This is a genomic window from Acinetobacter sp. 1294243 (assembly GCF_000588015.1).
Taxonomy (GTDB): domain Bacteria; phylum Pseudomonadota; class Gammaproteobacteria; order Pseudomonadales; family Moraxellaceae; genus Acinetobacter; species Acinetobacter pittii.
Genome location: NZ_JFXG01000006.1, coordinates 210,091 through 226,209 on the forward strand (window position 1 = coordinate 210,091; position 16,119 = coordinate 226,209).

General features: G+C 38.2%; 17 protein-coding genes. 10 read left to right on the top strand and 7 right to left on the bottom strand.

Annotation, left to right across the window (positions count from 1 at the left end; genetic code table 11):
* Positions 1 to 135 precede the first annotated feature (135 nt).
* Complete coding sequence (locus J655_RS13885; RefSeq protein ID WP_005070886.1) at positions 136 to 789, bottom strand: OmpA family lipoprotein; 654 nt, start codon at positions 787 to 789, stop codon at positions 136 to 138.
* A gap of 246 nt (positions 790 to 1,035) precedes the next feature.
* On the opposite strand from J655_RS13885, the gene J655_RS13890 reads away from it, so the two are divergent.
* From J655_RS13890 to J655_RS13920, 7 genes are all read left to right on the top strand, one after another.
* Positions 1,036 to 1,962, top strand: coding sequence for an acyltransferase (locus J655_RS13890; protein ID WP_005803140.1), 927 nt, complete (start codon positions 1,036 to 1,038; stop codon positions 1,960 to 1,962).
* A 16-nt stretch (positions 1,963 to 1,978) separates the two neighbouring features.
* Complete coding sequence (locus tag J655_RS13895) at positions 1,979 to 3,025, top strand: hypothetical protein (RefSeq protein WP_005803142.1); 1,047 nt, start codon at positions 1,979 to 1,981, stop codon at positions 3,023 to 3,025.
* A 120-nt stretch (positions 3,026 to 3,145) separates the two neighbouring features.
* Positions 3,146 to 3,874, top strand: coding sequence for a septum site-determining protein MinC (gene minC, locus J655_RS13900; RefSeq protein ID WP_005075304.1), 729 nt, complete (start codon positions 3,146 to 3,148; stop codon positions 3,872 to 3,874).
* 66 nt (positions 3,875 to 3,940) lie between these two features.
* The gene (gene minD / locus J655_RS13905; protein ID WP_002121719.1) at positions 3,941 to 4,753 is read left to right on the top strand and encodes a septum site-determining protein MinD; all 813 of its coding nucleotides are present in this window, start codon (positions 3,941 to 3,943) and stop codon (positions 4,751 to 4,753) included.
* 2 nt (positions 4,754 to 4,755) lie between these two features.
* A complete protein-coding gene (minE, locus tag J655_RS13910) occupies positions 4,756 to 5,028 on the top strand; it encodes a cell division topological specificity factor MinE (RefSeq protein WP_031951405.1) in 273 nt (90 codons plus the stop codon).
* Between the two features lie 83 nt (positions 5,029 to 5,111).
* Entirely contained in the window at positions 5,112 to 5,399 is a 288-nt protein-coding gene (locus J655_RS13915; protein ID WP_032052525.1) for a PA4642 family protein, read from the top strand.
* A gap of 145 nt (positions 5,400 to 5,544) precedes the next feature.
* The gene (locus J655_RS13920; RefSeq protein ID WP_023187678.1) at positions 5,545 to 6,084 is read left to right on the top strand and encodes a hypothetical protein; all 540 of its coding nucleotides are present in this window, start codon (positions 5,545 to 5,547) and stop codon (positions 6,082 to 6,084) included.
* Between the two features lie 55 nt (positions 6,085 to 6,139).
* On the opposite strand, the gene rhtC is transcribed toward J655_RS13920, so the two are convergent.
* Together rhtC and J655_RS13930 are read right to left on the bottom strand one after the other, a co-directional pair.
* A complete protein-coding gene (gene rhtC / locus J655_RS13925) occupies positions 6,140 to 6,760 on the bottom strand; it encodes a threonine export protein RhtC (RefSeq protein WP_032052526.1) in 621 nt (206 codons plus the stop codon).
* Positions 6,761 to 6,911: 151 nt separating this feature from the next.
* On the bottom strand, positions 6,912 to 9,965 hold the full coding sequence (locus J655_RS13930; protein ID WP_005803157.1) for a DNA translocase FtsK: 3,054 nt from the start codon (positions 9,963 to 9,965) through the stop codon (positions 6,912 to 6,914).
* Positions 9,966 to 10,234: 269 nt separating this feature from the next.
* On the opposite strand from J655_RS13930, the gene trxB reads away from it, so the two are divergent.
* The 3 genes from trxB to J655_RS13945 all read left to right on the top strand — a co-directional run bounded on the left by trxB (position 10,235) and on the right by J655_RS13945 (position 12,872).
* Positions 10,235 to 11,182, top strand: a complete 948-nt coding sequence (trxB, locus tag J655_RS13935; protein WP_005803159.1) for a thioredoxin-disulfide reductase — start codon at positions 10,235 to 10,237, stop codon at positions 11,180 to 11,182.
* A gap of 124 nt (positions 11,183 to 11,306) precedes the next feature.
* The gene (gene aat, locus J655_RS13940; protein WP_005803161.1) at positions 11,307 to 12,038 is read left to right on the top strand and encodes a leucyl/phenylalanyl-tRNA--protein transferase; all 732 of its coding nucleotides are present in this window, start codon (positions 11,307 to 11,309) and stop codon (positions 12,036 to 12,038) included.
* A gap of 18 nt (positions 12,039 to 12,056) precedes the next feature.
* Complete coding sequence (locus J655_RS13945; protein WP_004703325.1) at positions 12,057 to 12,872, top strand: arginyltransferase; 816 nt, start codon at positions 12,057 to 12,059, stop codon at positions 12,870 to 12,872.
* Here the strand turns inward: J655_RS13945 and rimI are convergent.
* The 4 genes from rimI to J655_RS13965 all read right to left on the bottom strand — a co-directional run.
* Complete coding sequence (rimI, locus tag J655_RS13950) at positions 12,858 to 13,319, bottom strand: ribosomal protein S18-alanine N-acetyltransferase (protein ID WP_005803163.1); 462 nt, start codon at positions 13,317 to 13,319, stop codon at positions 12,858 to 12,860. The two genes, J655_RS13945 and rimI, sit on opposite strands and share 15 nt — an antisense overlap.
* Before the next feature lie 108 nt (positions 13,320 to 13,427).
* Positions 13,428 to 14,303, bottom strand: coding sequence for a metal-dependent hydrolase (locus tag J655_RS13955; protein ID WP_002121736.1), 876 nt, complete (start codon positions 14,301 to 14,303; stop codon positions 13,428 to 13,430).
* Between the two features lie 235 nt (positions 14,304 to 14,538).
* The gene (locus J655_RS13960; RefSeq protein WP_002121792.1) at positions 14,539 to 15,420 is read right to left on the bottom strand and encodes a metal-dependent hydrolase; all 882 of its coding nucleotides are present in this window, start codon (positions 15,418 to 15,420) and stop codon (positions 14,539 to 14,541) included.
* 204 nt (positions 15,421 to 15,624) lie between these two features.
* Positions 15,625 to 16,119 (bottom strand): EF-Tu/IF-2/RF-3 family GTPase (locus J655_RS13965; RefSeq protein ID WP_032001789.1); only part of this gene is annotated, 495 nt, incomplete at its 5' end.

Sequence of the window (16,119 nt, forward strand, 5' to 3'; positions counted from 1 at the left end):
AATAGTAAATCTACGGATATGTATAAATGATGTCTAATAATGCAATTTATGCGCCGCAGAATGTCGTGATTATTTCTTGTACTGCACCCATAAAAAAACCACCCGAAGGTGGTTTTTGAAACAATAAACTAAATCTTATTGTTTAGCATAAATGCTGATTTCTACACGGCGGTTTTGTTCACGGCCAGATGCAGTTGAGTTATCTGCGATCGGGTTAGATGAACCATAACCTTGCGCGTCGATACGGCTAGCAGATACGCCTTGGCTAGCTAAATAACTACGTACTGATTGAGCGCGTGCTTGTGATAATGGAATGTTGATAGAGTCATTACCAGTGTTATCAGTATAACCAGTTACAAGAATTGCACTCTTGTTATCTTCAGCCAAAGTTTGAGCCACTTTGTTCAAAGTTGCGTAGAAGTTTGGCTTGATGTTTGATTTGTTTGTATCAAAAGTAATGCTACCAGGCATGATCAATTGAACAGAACCATCTGGGTTACGGCCAACGTCTACACCAGTACCCGCCATTTGTTGACGAAGTTTTTTCTCTTTCTGGTCAAGATATACACCACCAGCAGCACCAAGAACTGCACCAATTGCCGCAGCACGGTTGTTTTGACGGCTAGAGTTTGCATTTGATTTAGAAATACCATAACCAGCTGCTGCACCAATTAAAGTACCTAATGCGGCTTTATCGTATTCAACGCCACCAAGATTATTACCAGTTGTTTGACAACCAGAAAGAACTACTGCTGCCCCTACCACTGTTGAAATAACTAATGCACGCATTGCATGCCTCCTCACTTTGTGTGTTTTGTTGTCTGAATGAATAATGAAACAAAAAGGAAGTATAAAACATTGATATTTTGTTAATAATAAACAGTTTAGTTATGTTTTTGTAATATTTTGATGCACTTTAAGATGCTAGCTCATCACAATTTCTTCATTGTTGTCTAAGATAACGTTGTATTTCATATTATGACAGTTATAGTTGAACAACTTTTCTATGGATTTGAGACATTCGGGGTCTTTTATATGTCAACTGCACCCAATAAACAATCTGCGCTAAAAAAAATTACACGTGGACTCACTGTAGGTACAGTCATTACAGGAAGTACTTTTTTTCATGGTCCTCCTGTTCTTGCATTAGGTCTGACCAAGCTTTTAAAAAAATCATCAAAAATAGATGAAACTAATATTCAAATTACAAATAGCTGGTTAGGGGTAAATAATTGGTTAATTGACCATGTTCTACCCAATCTAAAATGGGACATTACCATTGATGAAGGACTTGATCTGAATATGCAAGGTCGTTATCTCATGACCTGTAATCATCAAAGTTGGGTAGACACGACTGTAAATCAATATTTCGGTTTAACCCGTATGCCCCTTACCCGTTTCTTTACTAAATGGGAACTCATCTTTATTCCTTTTGTTGGGCAAGCATTTAAAATTTTAGGCTTCCCAATGATGAAGCGTCACACTAAAGAACAGATCGCTAAGAATCCTGAACTTAAAGACCGTGACATGATGGAAGCACGTAAAGCTTGTGAGCAGCTTTTAAGTCAGCCCTTCACTCTATTAAATTATTTGGAAGGTACTCGTTTTACTCAAGAAAAACATGACCAGCAAAAATCCCCTTATAAGCATTTGCTAAAACCCAAAGCAGGTGGCTTGGCGCTTGCATTAAACATCTTGGGTGACAAAATCGATGCCCTAGTTGATATGACCATCGTCTATCCTGATGGCGTACCGGGATATAGCGATTTCTGGCTTGGGGATGTTTCTAAAATTGCGGTTAACTTACGTAAAATTGAAATTCCAGACTGGGTACTTGGCGGCAACTATGAAGATGACGCGGCTTATCGTGAACGTTTCCAGCAATGGGTTCATGACATTTGGACCGAAAAAGATCAACTTATTGAGCAAATGAAATCTCAATATACCACTGCAAATATTTAAGAAAGCACCCGTTATTATGCAAAACAGTTCTGGGAAAAAAACGAAATACCATCATGTAGACCCAAACAGCCTTTCATTTAAGCTGTTTTTGGTCTACGACATCTTTATGGTGTTTATTATCATTTTTAACTTGTTCTGTCTTGCGACTAATTTCTTTTTAATGAGCAGTATTGGGGCATGGTTCTTCGAACATATTCACTTGCCCCAAGTACTCAGCTTTTATCGTACTTCACTACATCCGTGGGTGATTACATCAGAAGCTTGGTTTATTGGTTTTTTAATTATTGAGCTGCTTGTACGCTGGGCTATTGCGATCATCAACAAGCACCATAAGCGTTGGTTCTTTTTCCCGTTTATTCACTGGTATGAAATTTTAGCTATTATTCCTCAGCTCCGTTTTTTACGCTTATTCCGCGCTGGGATTATTGCTTATCGCTTACATGAGTTGGGCTATCCAGTTGTTCCTGAAAGCTGGCGAAAAACTGGGCTATTTTATTATCGCGTCGTAATGGAGGAATTATCTGACCGCGTTGTAATTACCGTGATTGATGGCATTAGATATGAACTTGAAACCAGTTCTAGCCATAAACAGATTATTCATGACTTGGTTAATCATCATCGTGAGCAATTTACTGTCGCTCTAACCGCATTATTACAAGAATCTTTAGCCACCGCTTTAAAAGAACAAAAGCCTGCCATTACAAAAGGTGTGGGCAAAATTGTAGATCAAGCCATTATTGATACGCCTGAGCTAACTCAATTATTACGCTTAATTCCTTTAGTCGGTGGCCGCATTGAACAGCAAATTCAAAGCATTGGTCAAAGATTAGGTGAAAATATTAGTGCAGGTTTAATTGAACCTTTAATTGAGGGATCTCAAGATGCTCCAAATCCTACTTATCAATTAATTTCTCAAAGAGTAAGTGAAATCAATATTAATAATCGTCAGCTTGAGCAATTGGTTGAATCTGTCGTGTTCGAGACACTGGAGTCTGTACGTAAACAAGTCAAGGTCAAACAATGGCAACAAACCCTTGCGGAGTATGATCGAATCAAAGAATAAGCATTTATTTAATTTTTTATGAATCACGCTAGAGAATTGGCACGAATTGTTCTAGCATTTGCCCTATTTACAATAAACTTAACGATATTACAGCTCGTTTAACGCCTTGAAGGAAGACTTATGGCTGATATACGGATTACCGGCAGAATGGTTAACTTTAGCAGGATAACCTTCGATACCAATGATCATGATGTGATCCGCCAGCAATTATCAAATATTTTAAATGAAGGTTCCTATCAAGGAACTTTAGTGATTATTGACAGTACAGTTGAGCAAGAGTTAATTGCATTGATTCAACTTCTGGTGAGCTTGGGTTTACAACCAATGGCGGTAATCGACGGTATTTTAGGAGATGAGGCTCGCGCTATTCAATTCCCTGTTTTACCGGCAGATCAACCCTTACAGCGCATTAAAGCGACAGCTGAACAAGTGGCTATTGTGGAAAAACCTGCTACAGCTCCTGCCTCGTCTTCAGCAGAAACAAAAAAACCACTAAACAAGATAGCGGTCGCTCATATTACCTCTTATCATGATGAAATTTTGCGTACAGGCCAATCCCTTGTACAAGATAACGGCGATATTATTTTAAAGGCTGGCATGAATAGTGGTTCCGAGGTGATCGCTTCAGGAAATATACATATTTATGGCACAGTTCGTGGTAGAGTCATTGCTGGTGCGGGCGGGCACGCAGCTGCACGCATTTTTTGCCAATCTTTAGAGGCTGAGCTCGTTTCCATTGCCGGAACGTATTGTGTCGCAGATGATATCCCTAAACATGTGGTAAAAAAACCAGTACATATTTATTTAAATGAAAAGCAAGAGCTTGAATTTGAAGCTCTAGAACTTTAATTTATTAAGCAAATCACCAAAAAACAGCCCTTTTAAGGGTGTATGACCATAATAGGAGTGGATTCGGTGGCCAAAATTGTTGTCGTAACATCAGGCAAAGGTGGTGTAGGTAAAACTACAACGAGCGCATCTTTTGCAACAGGTTTAGCCCTTCGTGGTCATAAAACTGTTGTGATTGATTTTGATGTAGGCTTACGTAACCTTGATTTGATTATGGGTTGTGAGCGTCGTGTTGTATATGATTTCGTTAATGTTATTAATAATGAAGCACGTCTGCAACAAGCCCTTATTCGCGATAAAGATATCGAAAACCTTTATATTTTACCGGCTTCACAAACACGTGATAAAGATGCGTTGAGCGACGAAGGTGTTGCTCGAGTTATTGATGAGTTATCTCAAGAGTTTGATTACATCATTTGTGACTCACCTGCTGGGATCGAGCGTGGCGCGATTTTAGCCATGTATCATGCAGATGAAGCAATCATTGTAACAAACCCTGAAATCTCTTCAGTACGTGACTCTGACCGTATTATTGGTATGTTAGATAGCAAAACCAAGAAAGTTGAACACAACGAAGGGCGTATACGTAAACATTTATGTATTACACGTTTTAACCCGGAACGTGCTGACCGTCAGGAAATGCTGACAATTGATGATATTTCTAAAGATATTTTACGCGTACCGACATTAGGTGTTATTCCAGAATGTCCAAGTGTATTACAAGCATCAAACGAAGGTAAGCCAGTTATTCTGTATTCAGAAACTAAAGCTGGTCAGGGGTATGATGATTTGGTTGCACGCTTCCTTGGCGAAGACCGTCCTTATCGACACATCACAGCTCAACCTAAAGGCTGGTTAGCACGACTATTTGGAGCGTAGATATGGCAGGATTCTGGAGGAAATTATTTAGCAGCGAAGAAAAACCATCAAGTGCTCAAACTGCCAAAGATCGTTTGAAAGTTATTGTTGCTTCTGAACAAGGTTTAGGCCGCCGTTTAAGCCAAGACAAAATTGATCAGATGAAAAAAGAAATCATGCAAGTGGTTAGTCGTTATGTTAGCGGTGTAGGTGAACAGCATATCCAAATGCAAGTTCGCTCTGAAGCTAATATCGAAATGTTAGAAATGAATATCAATTTACCTGAAGAACGATAATTCTATTTCTGACTATTCAATAAATCAGAATCAAGGCAAAATAACGCAAGTTATTTTGCCTTTTTTAAAATGAGGAGATTGTCATGGCATTATCACAGCCAGCAACTTTCAATGAAGAATGGTCCGATGAGCGTGTTTTTGCCTACCTCAACCAACTTCCTCCAAGTGGTGTGAATGCAGATTTTCATGTGCTCTACCATGCATTCAAACATATGCGCCCAACAGACTATGAGCGTCTTTTAACGCAATTTATTGCGGATGGGCGTGATATTAATGCCAAAGCCCCTGAAGGCCAACGCATCCATGATGTAATTGCTAAGTTTCCGCGTCAATCAGCACCATTTTTAGAAGTTCTAGCAAAGTTTGCCTAGCTTTTCTATTTGAATAACACTGCATAATCTATCCTAGAAAAACTTAAGAGATAGATTATGTGGTTTATTCAATTACCTAAATTATTTACATTTATTACAAATAATCTTAAAGTCATCAATACCATTTAATTCTAAATATAAATTTATGAACCCAGAACATATTAATTTAAAACAAACACAATCCATCCAGTCAAATCATATAGAAAATTTAAAAATTATTAGTGTTAATAAGTTTATCTTTCTATCCTTAATTTCGTTTGGCTTATACCCAATTTGGTGGATGTTTAAAGCATGGCGATTTTTTCTAATCAAAGATAAGTTAAATATTATGCCTGCTGCTCGTGCAATTTTTTCTATATTCTTTTTATATTCACTATTTAATCACATAAAAAAATACGCAAAAGAACAAGGGTATACTAATGATTTCTCTTCAGGTTGGATGTATCTAGGATATCTCATTACATCTTTACTGGTTGGCTTACCTGATCCTTACTGGCTTATCTCGCTCTGCAGCATTATATTTTTAATCCCAGCCTTTAAAGCGTTGAACTATGCACAAAAACAACTAAATACGACAATTGAGCAAGAAAAATTCAATACACCTCAAATCATTTTAATTATTATAGGATCTATCATGTGGCTGCTGATTCTTTTCAGTTTTATTATATTATTCCTATATCAATGATCTAAAATTTAGCAATTAAAAAAGCCTCTAAAAGAGGCTTTTTTCTTATCTAGACTTATCGATTACCAATCAGGAAAATACCAAATACGGTAAAAATACCACCCGAAATACCATCAATCCATTTTGAAAAATTACGATAAGCTGCTCTAAAACTTGGTAACGAGAAAATAAAAGTCACAAAGCAGAACCATAAAATTGTCTCGACTGTTACAATAATAAAGAGTAGCCAGTGAACTTGATCAAGTTGAGGATTAGCTAAAAATAAAGAGAAAACACTACCAAAATAAATAACAGCTTTTGGATTTGATAAATTCGTTATCAAACCTTTAATAAAAAATAAGTAAGGTGCTTTTGGGAGCTCAACAGCAACATTGCCCTCTTGCTCATTTTTTGAAAAAGCCGAACGTAGCATCTGATAGCCCAACCAACATAGATATAAGCCACCAGCAATGAGCAATCCTTGCTTTAACCAAGCCATTTTCTCAAATATAAGATTTAATCCCATCAGTGCCAAGCACGCCCAAAACATACCCCCCGCCGTTATACCAGCAACGACCAGCATAGCGTCTTTACGAGACCGGCTAATGGCAGTTTGAGATACAAGGAAAAAATCAGGCCCGGGAGTAATAAGTGCGCAAAAGTGAATAAAGGCTAAAGTAATCAGAGCTAATAGCATGTCTTTCTCCTAATTTAATTCATTGTTATTTATTTAGGGAAAATACATTAGCATTTTTTTACTAGACGATAAAATCTTTAAGTCATTTATAAATAGGTTCACTTTATTTAAGTTATAAAAAAGCCTCCGAAGAGGCTTAAATTGTATTGTCTTAAACTAGAATATCCCGCTTACCATTAGGACCCATTGAGCTCACAATGCCGTTCTCTTCCATTTGATCAATAATACGAGCAGCACGGTTATAACCAAGACTAAATTTGCGCTGTAGCGAAGATGTAGATGCTTTTCGAGTTTCTAATACGAATGACACACATTGATCATAAAGTGCATCTCGGTCAGAACCGCCTTCACCCTCTTCAAAGCCACGTGACGCTGGCTCTTCATCAAATGGTGTCAAGATTTCATCAATATAATCTGGTTCGCCACGCTCACGCCAAGCATCACAGATACGGTTTACTTCATCATCACTAATGAAAGCACCATGCACACGTTCCGGCTCAATTTTACCTGGTCCTAAGAACAGCATATCACCATGACCTAACAAGTCTTCTGCTCCACCAGCATCCAAAATAGTACGCGAGTCAATTTTACTATTTACACGTAGTGCTACACGCGTTGGAATATTGGCTTTAATCAAACCGGTAATAACATCAACAGATGGACGTTGAGTTGCAAGCAATAGGTGAATACCAGCAGCACGAGATTTTTGTGCCAAACGGGTAATCATTTCTTCTGCTTTTTTACCCACTTGCATAATCATGTCGGCGAACTCATCCGCAACAATGACAATAGATGGTAATGGCGTTAAACGAGGTGCACGTTCTTGTGTCGCTGAATCACTTGGCTTCCAAGTCGGATCAATTAAGTCTTCACCATTCGCAATCGCTTCTTCAACTTTACGGTTATAGTCACTTAATTTACGAATTTTTAAGAACGACATAAGTTTATAACGACGTTCCATTTCATTCACACACCAGTTTAACGCACTTACCGCATCTTTCATGTCAGTAACGACTGGAGTTAATAAATGTGGAATATCATTATAGTTTGCAAGTTCGAGCTGTTTTGGATCGATTAGAATTAAACGTAGTTGGTCAGGCGTATATTTAAGCAACATCGATAAAATCATCGAGTTTACTGCAACTGACTTACCAGAACCTGTCGTACCAGCAACCAACATATGCGGTGCTTTCGCCAAATCAGTGAGTACAGGGTTACCCGAAATATCTTTACCCATCGCCATACTAATTAATGCACTTGGGTCGCGATATGTTGGTGTTTCCAATAACTCAATCAAACGTACCATTTCACGGGCACTGTTTGGCACTTCAATACCAATATATGGTTTACCAGGAATGACTTCGACCACACGTACAGATGCCATCGACATTGAACGCGCCAAGTCACGCGAGATATTCGTGACCTTAGAAGCTTTAACACCGGGTGCCAAATCTAACTCAAAGCGAGTTACAACTGGTCCTGGTTGAGCCTCTACTACTTGAGCTTTTACGTTAAATTCTTGCAATTTAATTTCAAGCAATTCAGACAAACGTGAAAGTTGCTCTTCAGTAAAGTTGACTTTCTTATTTGGATCAACCTTATCGAGTAAATCAAGACCTGGTAAAGTTGGCAAATCCAAACGCTTTTTGGCAACTTGCATTGCACGAGACATTGGGCGGCCTGATGCATCTGTTAACGGCGCATCAAAATCGAAATCGTCTTCATCAAAATCAGAATTTTCCTGCGGTTTCCCAGCAGTCTCCTGCCAAGCCTCAATAAACTCTTCTTTTGAAAGTTTGTCGGCCTGTATAGTCGTTTGGATAGGAGCTTTTACAAATGCTGAAGATTGCGCATAACTACTTGCTCTTACAGGTTCAGCTGGAGCAATGTCTTCATCTATTAATAAATCATCAAAATCTTCAAAGACTTGTTCGTTTGCTAAATTTTTAGGTGATTGATTTAAATTTGAAATATTTGAAGATGTTTCGTTCGCAATATTAACAGATTGCGAAGTTGGTTCCGTCTCTATATGGTGATCTTGAACAAATGGTGTATGCACATCTGTTGCAGTTTTACTGTTTGGAACCGCGGCAAGCAACTCATCAAAAATCTCATCATCATTCCAATCAAGACCATGTAAGTCTTGTTTAGATGATGGTTGATTTTGATTTACTTGAGAAATTGTTTGCTGAAATTGCTCATGAGTAGGAACTTGTTCTATCTCTGTCGAATCATCAGCAGCTCTTAAAAGCGCATCAATTTCTTGCTTATGACTCGCATCATCACGCTGTAAAGCACGCCATACTTCGCCAGTCGCAACTAAACGTTGGCTATCTCGTTCAAGTTTATGGGCCTGTTCAAGCGTATGCTCAAAGTTCTGAGTATTTGCAACTGGTGTATCTGCAACAGGTTCAGGTCGGCTCTGCTCTTTCGCTAGCACATCTGCAAATAAGCGCTCAGCAACCGCATCATGTCGCGTTGTGGTAGATTGCGGTTGAGTTGATTCAGATTGAACTGATGCTTCTTTCTCATCTGAAGCATTCGCATTCGTCTCTGCATTATCAGCAACTTTAACCGCGGCTGCTTTGTTGGCAGGTTGAGTTGTTAAGTCATAATCCGATTCATTCGGAGATACGTTCTTATAAAATAAATCTTGTAAATAACTTGGTGTCGCTTTGAGCGTAACCCATGTTTTACTCCATTGCACCCCAAATGCAAGTGTAAACAAGACTACCCCGAAAACCAGCAAAAATAAGGTCGCACCGTAAATTGTTAACAATTGAGATAGGCTTTGACCTAACTCATAACCAATAATTCCCCCAGCTGCATTATCTAAAGTATCTGCCGGCACATTCCAATGTAAATAAAGTAAGCTAGATACAACTAGAATTAAGAAGAATTGTGCAGCATAACGAAATGGGCGGTTTAGGAAACTACGTGGCCACCAAACCTGAATTGCTTCAATGAAAAGGAAAATTGGAATAAGCAAACTTGCCCATCCTAAAAAACCAAACAGCAAATCTGCAATCCATGCGCCAGCAATACCACTTGCATTGGATACTTGCTGAGTATCACTGGAAATATGCATCCAGCCCGGGTCAAATGGTGTATATGTTACTGTTGCCAGAAACATATAAATACCAAAAGAAACCAAGAATAATGTCATCAATAAGCGCTGTGCATAAACACTTGACACCGCAGTCATATACTGTCCTGTAACCCATTTAATTATTGGTTTAGAGATGTGAAGAACTACATTTTAGATCTTCAACGAATGAACTTTATATTATGCACCTGTTCTTACAAAAAAGGTGCATGATTCTTTACAGTTGTTGTTAACATAAGGCACTTCTATATTGTTATATAACTTAATTCGATTGACCTGATCAATATTATCCACATTGATTTAACGCTATTGATCGGCAAATTCACGTATAATTTTCAAAATTCTCGAAATAAATAAGGATACCCTCAATGAGTGCTCGTCATTCTCGGTTAATTATTCTCGGTTCTGGCCCTGCGGGCTATAGTGCAGCAGTATATGCAGCGCGTGCAAACCTTAAACCTACTTTAATTGCAGGTTTACAACTAGGTGGGCAACTTACAACAACAACCGAAGTTGACAACTGGCCGGGCGATCCTGAAGGTTTAACAGGTCCTGCATTAATGGATCGTATGCAAGCACATGCTGAACGCTTTGGTACAGAACTCGTCTATGACCATATTAACGAAGTGGACTTAAGTGTACGTCCTTTTGTTTTAAAAGGTGATATGGAAGAGTACACATGTGACGCTTTAATTATTGCAACTGGCGCTACAGCTCAATATCTTGGTCTAGAGTCTGAACAAAACTTTATGGGTCAAGGTGTAAGCGCATGTGCAACATGTGATGGTTTCTTCTACAAAAACCAAAAAGTAATGGTTGTTGGTGGTGGTAACACAGCTGTTGAAGAAGCACTTTATTTATCAAATATTGCTTCACATGTAACGTTAGTACATCGCCGTGATACTTTACGTTCTGAAAAGATTTTGCAAGATCATTTATTTGCCAAAGAAAAAGAAGGCAAAATCAGCATTATCTGGAACCACGAAGTTGAAGAAGTATTGGGTGACAATACTGGCGTAACCAGTGTTCGCCTTAAATCAACTCAAGATGATTCTAAGCAAGACGTAGAGGTTCATGGTCTGTTCGTAGCAATTGGTCACAAGCCAAACACTGGAATGTTTGAAGGCCAGTTAAACCTACGTGATGGCTACATCCAAGTGCAAAGCGGTACCTCTGGTAATGCAACAGCGACTTCTGTAGCTGGTGTTTTTGCTGCTGGTGATGTCGCTGACAGCATTTATCGCCAAGCGATTACTTCTGCTGGGTCTGGCTGTATGGCGGCTCTAGATGCTGAAAAATATCTAGATAATCTTTAATTAATAGATTTCTAGAGTTTTAAAACAGCCGTTCTTATAACGGCTGTTTTTTTTTAGAATAATGACTAGCTGACATATATTAATTTTTATAGCATAACCTTAAAGCTCATCTTATTTTATTTTTATGAATACACTTCCACTTTCCCAATTCATTTTTCCTGACCCGATTGAAGCCGATCCAGAGGGTCATGGTTTAATTTGTATTGGAGCGGACCTCTCCCCTTCTACCCTATATGAAGCATACACCCATGGTCTCTTTCCTTGGTTTAATGAAGATGAGCCTATTTGTTGGTGGAGCCCAGAACCTCGTTGTGTGATTTACCCCCAAAACTACAAGCCCAGCAAGTCATTACTAAGAAATATGAAAAAACATGGTTATGCAATTACGGTTAATCATGCCTTTGAACAAGTTATTCGCTCTTGCTCTTTGCCAAGAAGTTATGCAGACGAAACATGGATTAGTGAAGATATTATTCAAGGCTACTGTGAGATGTTTAATGCTGGTTATGGTTACAGTATTGAAGTATGGCAACAAGAGGAGCTTGTAGGAGGTTTATATGGTGTTACGATTGGTAAAGGATGTTTTGGTGAGTCAATGTTTAGCAACGAAACGGATGTTTCAAAAATGGCTTTTTATACATTAATGCTCATAGGACAAGAAAATCAGCTACCATGGATAGACTGCCAACTCGTAAACAGTCACTTAATTAGTCTGGGAGCCAGTACACTTTCTCGTCAAGACTACTTAAAATCGTTACAAGATGTAATTATTCACCCCTCTATCAATTGGAAAAAGTATCAAGAACGTGTATTTTCAAGTAAAACAATAGCATTAGATGCAAAATTAATGGAATGATAACAGGAGGGACCAATCATGAAATCATATCACCCGAAGTCCCTTTTAAATGATCTGCAGTATTATATTACTCCACCTCATGATTGCAGCTATCTAGAAAATAAATCAGCACGCATGGTGTTTTTAGATCCCATCCATCGAATTGATGTGGTCACTCTTTCAGAACTTTCTCGTTTAGGCTTTCGCCGTAGTGGTGACTTTGTTTATCGCCCTGAATGTCATTTATGTAGACAATGTCTGTCTTGTCGTGTTCCAGTTGCCGATTTTCAAATGAACAGCATGCAAAAAAAAGCATGGAAACGAAATCAAGATCTCACCATGACTGTTCTACCTACGCGGCAAGCAGCACAAATTCATTATGATTTATACGAACGCTATATTAATGAACGCCATGCAGATGGTGATATGTTTCCGCCGAGCTTAGACCAGTTTGAAAAGTTTTTAGTACATAGCTGCACAGATAGTTTTTTTCTTGAGCTTTGGAAAGACAATCGGCTCATTAGCGTTTCTACTTGTGATTTAATGGATGATGGACTATCAGCTGTCTATACATTTTTTGATCCCGATGAGCATCGCAGATCACTTGGTGTTTACTCTATTCTTAACCAAATTGAATATGTGAAATCGCTCGGTTTAGAGTACCTTTATTTAGGCTATTGGGTGCCTCATTCAGCTAAAATGAACTATAAATCGCAATATACACCTTTAGAACTTCTACTTGATGGACAATGGCGTCGTTTAAACCGATCATTGTCACCAGAGGAAATTCAACAGCTAGGTACTTCTCTTATGACAACGTTACCTTCTGAATGGAATAATTTAATCATTAAATAAAGATGCGAAATCATCTGTACAGGTTTTTACCATAATGACCGCATCTTCCCGCCCACCATCTTGGGTAGGATAATAATTGCGACGCAGATCAATTTGGTGAAAGCCTGTTTTTTCATATAAACCAATAGCGGCTTTATTACTTTCACGAACTTCTAAAAAGATTTGTACTGGCTGATTTTCCAATTTTTCAATTGATGCACTTAATAACTCATATCCTAAACCCTGCCCTTGCATTTTAGGATCAACTGCCATGAGTAACAAATTAGCTTCATCTAAAACAGGCTGTAAAATACAAAACCCAACCACTCTGTTTTGTGACTCAATCACTGTACATTGATAAGAATTCAAAGATTCAATAAATTGCTGTCTTGACCACGGATGGGTCTGAACTGATTTTTCAATTTGAACAACAATATCCACATCAGTGTTTTGCATAATACGAATCATGAGTTTCAACGCAATGAAGATTCTAAAGTAGTGCGTATTATAAAAACTTCCCAAGAAAAAACGAGCAAAAAAAAAGGACAATTGAATTGTCCCTTTTTTCAGTATTTGTTAAAGACCTAATTTTTCACGCCAAGTTGCCAACAATGCTGTGGTATCAGAATCATTTGGATGAAATTTTGGTCTTAAAAAATCAAGTAACTCTGGAATTTGACGAGTCATAAAACCTTTACGACCATACATGAACTTAAGCATGTATTTCGTATCTTTCCAAGTTAATTTATCATCAGTCTTAAGTAACTTAGCAGTAAAATAAGACTGCGTTGCAAAGATTAATGCCATTGCAATAATCAAGGCTGTTGAACGCATAAAATAAGCTTTCGGACCTTGTCCGTACATACTTGTATACACATCAAATGCCACAGCTTTATGTTCATTTTCTTCAACTGCGTGCCACATCCACAAATGATACATGGTGTCATCTTGGAACATGGCCTGAATTTCAGGGTTTTGTAAAAGTTCAGCTGCAATGGTCGATGTGAAATGCTCTAGAGCACAGGTTCCAGTCAAATCAATCATTTCTTTGGTATAGCCAAAAGGTTTCATTAATTTGGTTACAACAGCTGTACCCATCTTAATGACTTTTCCTGTTTGCTTTTCCATATGGCGCACATCATAACCATAAGCCTGTGCTGAAGCATTAAATGCTAAATGCTCTTTGGAGTGCATCGCTTCTTGACCAATAAAAGCACTAATTTCTTTTTGAAGATCTGGATCAGCAAGCTTTGGATCATTTCGAACAGCACGCGTACTATTTACAAAGAACTGCTCACCTTCTGGAAAAAGGGCCGATAATGCTGTCATAAAATGTGTTAATGCTGCATCATAATTTGCCCAATAACGTGGGACCTGAGCAAATTCAAAATCCATACGACGCACAGGGAAACTAGCGCCAGCACGATTGGAAATATTTACCTTAGCATTCATCTCAGACTCCTTTTAAGTGAATAGCTAATTCACATATAACTTTATTTATTTTCTTAATATTTATAATCATACGTCTTTCGATGTACCAATTAAGTGCAGATGAGGACAGAGAAATATCAGATGAGGTCATTCATAGACACATAAAGGTGCAATATCTGCTCCATGATCTCTTTAAAATAGTTATAGAAAAATAAAAAGGGCCACTATCGGGCTCTTTATAAATCATGAATTAAATCTATAAACCTAATTTTGCTTTCCATGTTTTCAATAGCCCAACAGTATCTAGGTCATTTGGATGAAAGCCAGGTTTAAAGTAAGCTAACATTTCTTTAGCCATACCACTAATAATACCTTTAGATGGGCTATATCCGTATTTATAAATTACTGATAGTTCATCTAAATTCAACTTGTTGTCTTGCTTTAATAAACGAAGCACAAAGGATGACTGGATTAAAAAGATTAAAGTCATAGCAAATACCAAAGAACTGGTTCGTAACGCATAAGCTTTTATGCCTTTACCAAACACACCTTCGTACACATCATAAGCTACGGCTTTATGCTCATTTTCTTCAATCGCATGCCAATACCACATTGTTGACATTGTCTCATCTGTCATAAGCTCTTGAATGTGCTTATTGACCAATAATTGCGAAGCAATAGTAGCGGTAAAATGCTCAAGAGCCGTTGTAGCAGTCAAATCAACCATTTCTTTTGTCATACCGAAAGGTTTGACAATTTTTACAAAAGTTTTAATTGCTGTTTGAATTGCCGTATCGGTAAATTTCTCTAACGTTTCTACATCATGACCAAACTTTTGAGCAGAAGCGTTGAAGTTTACATGCTCTTGAGTATGCATTGCTTCTTGCCCTATGAAAGCACTAATCTCTTTTTGGAGCGCTTCATCATCTTTAATAGCTGGGTGATAACGTACTGCTCGTACACTATCTATAAAGAATTTCTCACCAGCCGGAAACAATGCTGACAATGCAGTCATAAAATGTGTGAGTCCAGCAGAACCATTCATCCAATATTCTGGTACATCATTAAAGTCAAAATTCATACGACGTACTGGAAAGCTTGCGCCTGCACGATTCGTAATATTCACTTTAGCATTCATACCCAAAACTCCTTAGTAAGTAACCCTGATTACTCAAACTTTATTGTTCGTTTTCTTGATTCTTATCATACAAAGTTAATAAAAAGGATTAAGGGGAAATAAGGACATTGAAATATCAGTTAGGGCCAGCCTTTATAGTGATTGTTAGACAATTAAATATAAAAAAAGCGCTCTAAAAAGAGCGCTTTTTTTCACTGAAAGTGATTATGCAGTTACTTTCGCAACAACACCAGCACCTACAGTACGACCACCTTCACGGATCGCAAAACGTAGACCTGGGTCCATTGCGATTGGGTGGATTAATTCTACTGACATTTCAACGTTGTCGCCTGGCATAACCATTTCAACGCCGTCTTGTAATTGGATTGCACCAGTTACATCAGTTGTACGGAAGTAGAACTGTGGACGATAACCATTTAAGAATGGAGTGTGACGACCACCTTCTTCTTTAGAAAGTACGTATACTTCTGCGTCGAATTTAGTGTGCGGCTTGATTGTACCTGGTTTAGCAAGTACTTGACCACGTTGTACGTCTTCACGCTTAGTACCACGAAGTAAGATACCACAGTTCTCACCTGCACGGCCTTCGTCAAGAAGTTTACGGAACATTTCTACGCCAGTTACAGTTGTTTTAACTGTATCTTTAATACCAACGATCTCTACTTCTTCACCAACTTTAACGATACCAGCTTCTACACG

What these genes read in the sequence shown, in the direction of transcription:
- J655_RS13885 (WP_005070886.1), bottom strand. Translation starts at nt 789, where the DNA reads ATGCGTGCATTAGTTATTTCAACAGTGGTAGGGGCAGCAGTAGTTCTT.
- J655_RS13890 (WP_005803140.1), top strand. Translation starts at nt 1,036, where the DNA reads ATGTCAACTGCACCCAATAAACAATCTGCGCTAAAAAAAATTACACGT.
- J655_RS13895 (WP_005803142.1), top strand. Translation starts at nt 1,979, where the DNA reads ATGCAAAACAGTTCTGGGAAAAAAACGAAATACCATCATGTAGACCCA.
- minC (WP_005075304.1), top strand. Translation starts at nt 3,146, where the DNA reads ATGGCTGATATACGGATTACCGGCAGAATGGTTAACTTTAGCAGGATA.
- minE (WP_031951405.1), top strand. Translation starts at nt 4,756, where the DNA reads ATGGCAGGATTCTGGAGGAAATTATTTAGCAGCGAAGAAAAACCATCA.
- J655_RS13915 (WP_032052525.1), top strand. Translation starts at nt 5,112, where the DNA reads ATGGCATTATCACAGCCAGCAACTTTCAATGAAGAATGGTCCGATGAG.
- J655_RS13920 (WP_023187678.1), top strand. Translation starts at nt 5,545, where the DNA reads ATGAACCCAGAACATATTAATTTAAAACAAACACAATCCATCCAGTCA.
- rhtC (WP_032052526.1), bottom strand. Translation starts at nt 6,760, where the DNA reads ATGCTATTAGCTCTGATTACTTTAGCCTTTATTCACTTTTGCGCACTT.
- J655_RS13930 (WP_005803157.1), bottom strand. Translation starts at nt 9,965, where the DNA reads ATGACTGCGGTGTCAAGTGTTTATGCACAGCGCTTATTGATGACATTA.
- trxB (WP_005803159.1), top strand. Translation starts at nt 10,235, where the DNA reads ATGAGTGCTCGTCATTCTCGGTTAATTATTCTCGGTTCTGGCCCTGCG.
- aat (WP_005803161.1), top strand. Translation starts at nt 11,307, where the DNA reads ATGAATACACTTCCACTTTCCCAATTCATTTTTCCTGACCCGATTGAA.
- J655_RS13945 (WP_004703325.1), top strand. Translation starts at nt 12,057, where the DNA reads ATGAAATCATATCACCCGAAGTCCCTTTTAAATGATCTGCAGTATTAT.
- rimI (WP_005803163.1), bottom strand. Translation starts at nt 13,319, where the DNA reads ATGATTCGTATTATGCAAAACACTGATGTGGATATTGTTGTTCAAATT.
- J655_RS13955 (WP_002121736.1), bottom strand. Translation starts at nt 14,303, where the DNA reads ATGAATGCTAAGGTAAATATTTCCAATCGTGCTGGCGCTAGTTTCCCT.
- J655_RS13960 (WP_002121792.1), bottom strand. Translation starts at nt 15,420, where the DNA reads ATGAATGCTAAAGTGAATATTACGAATCGTGCAGGCGCAAGCTTTCCA.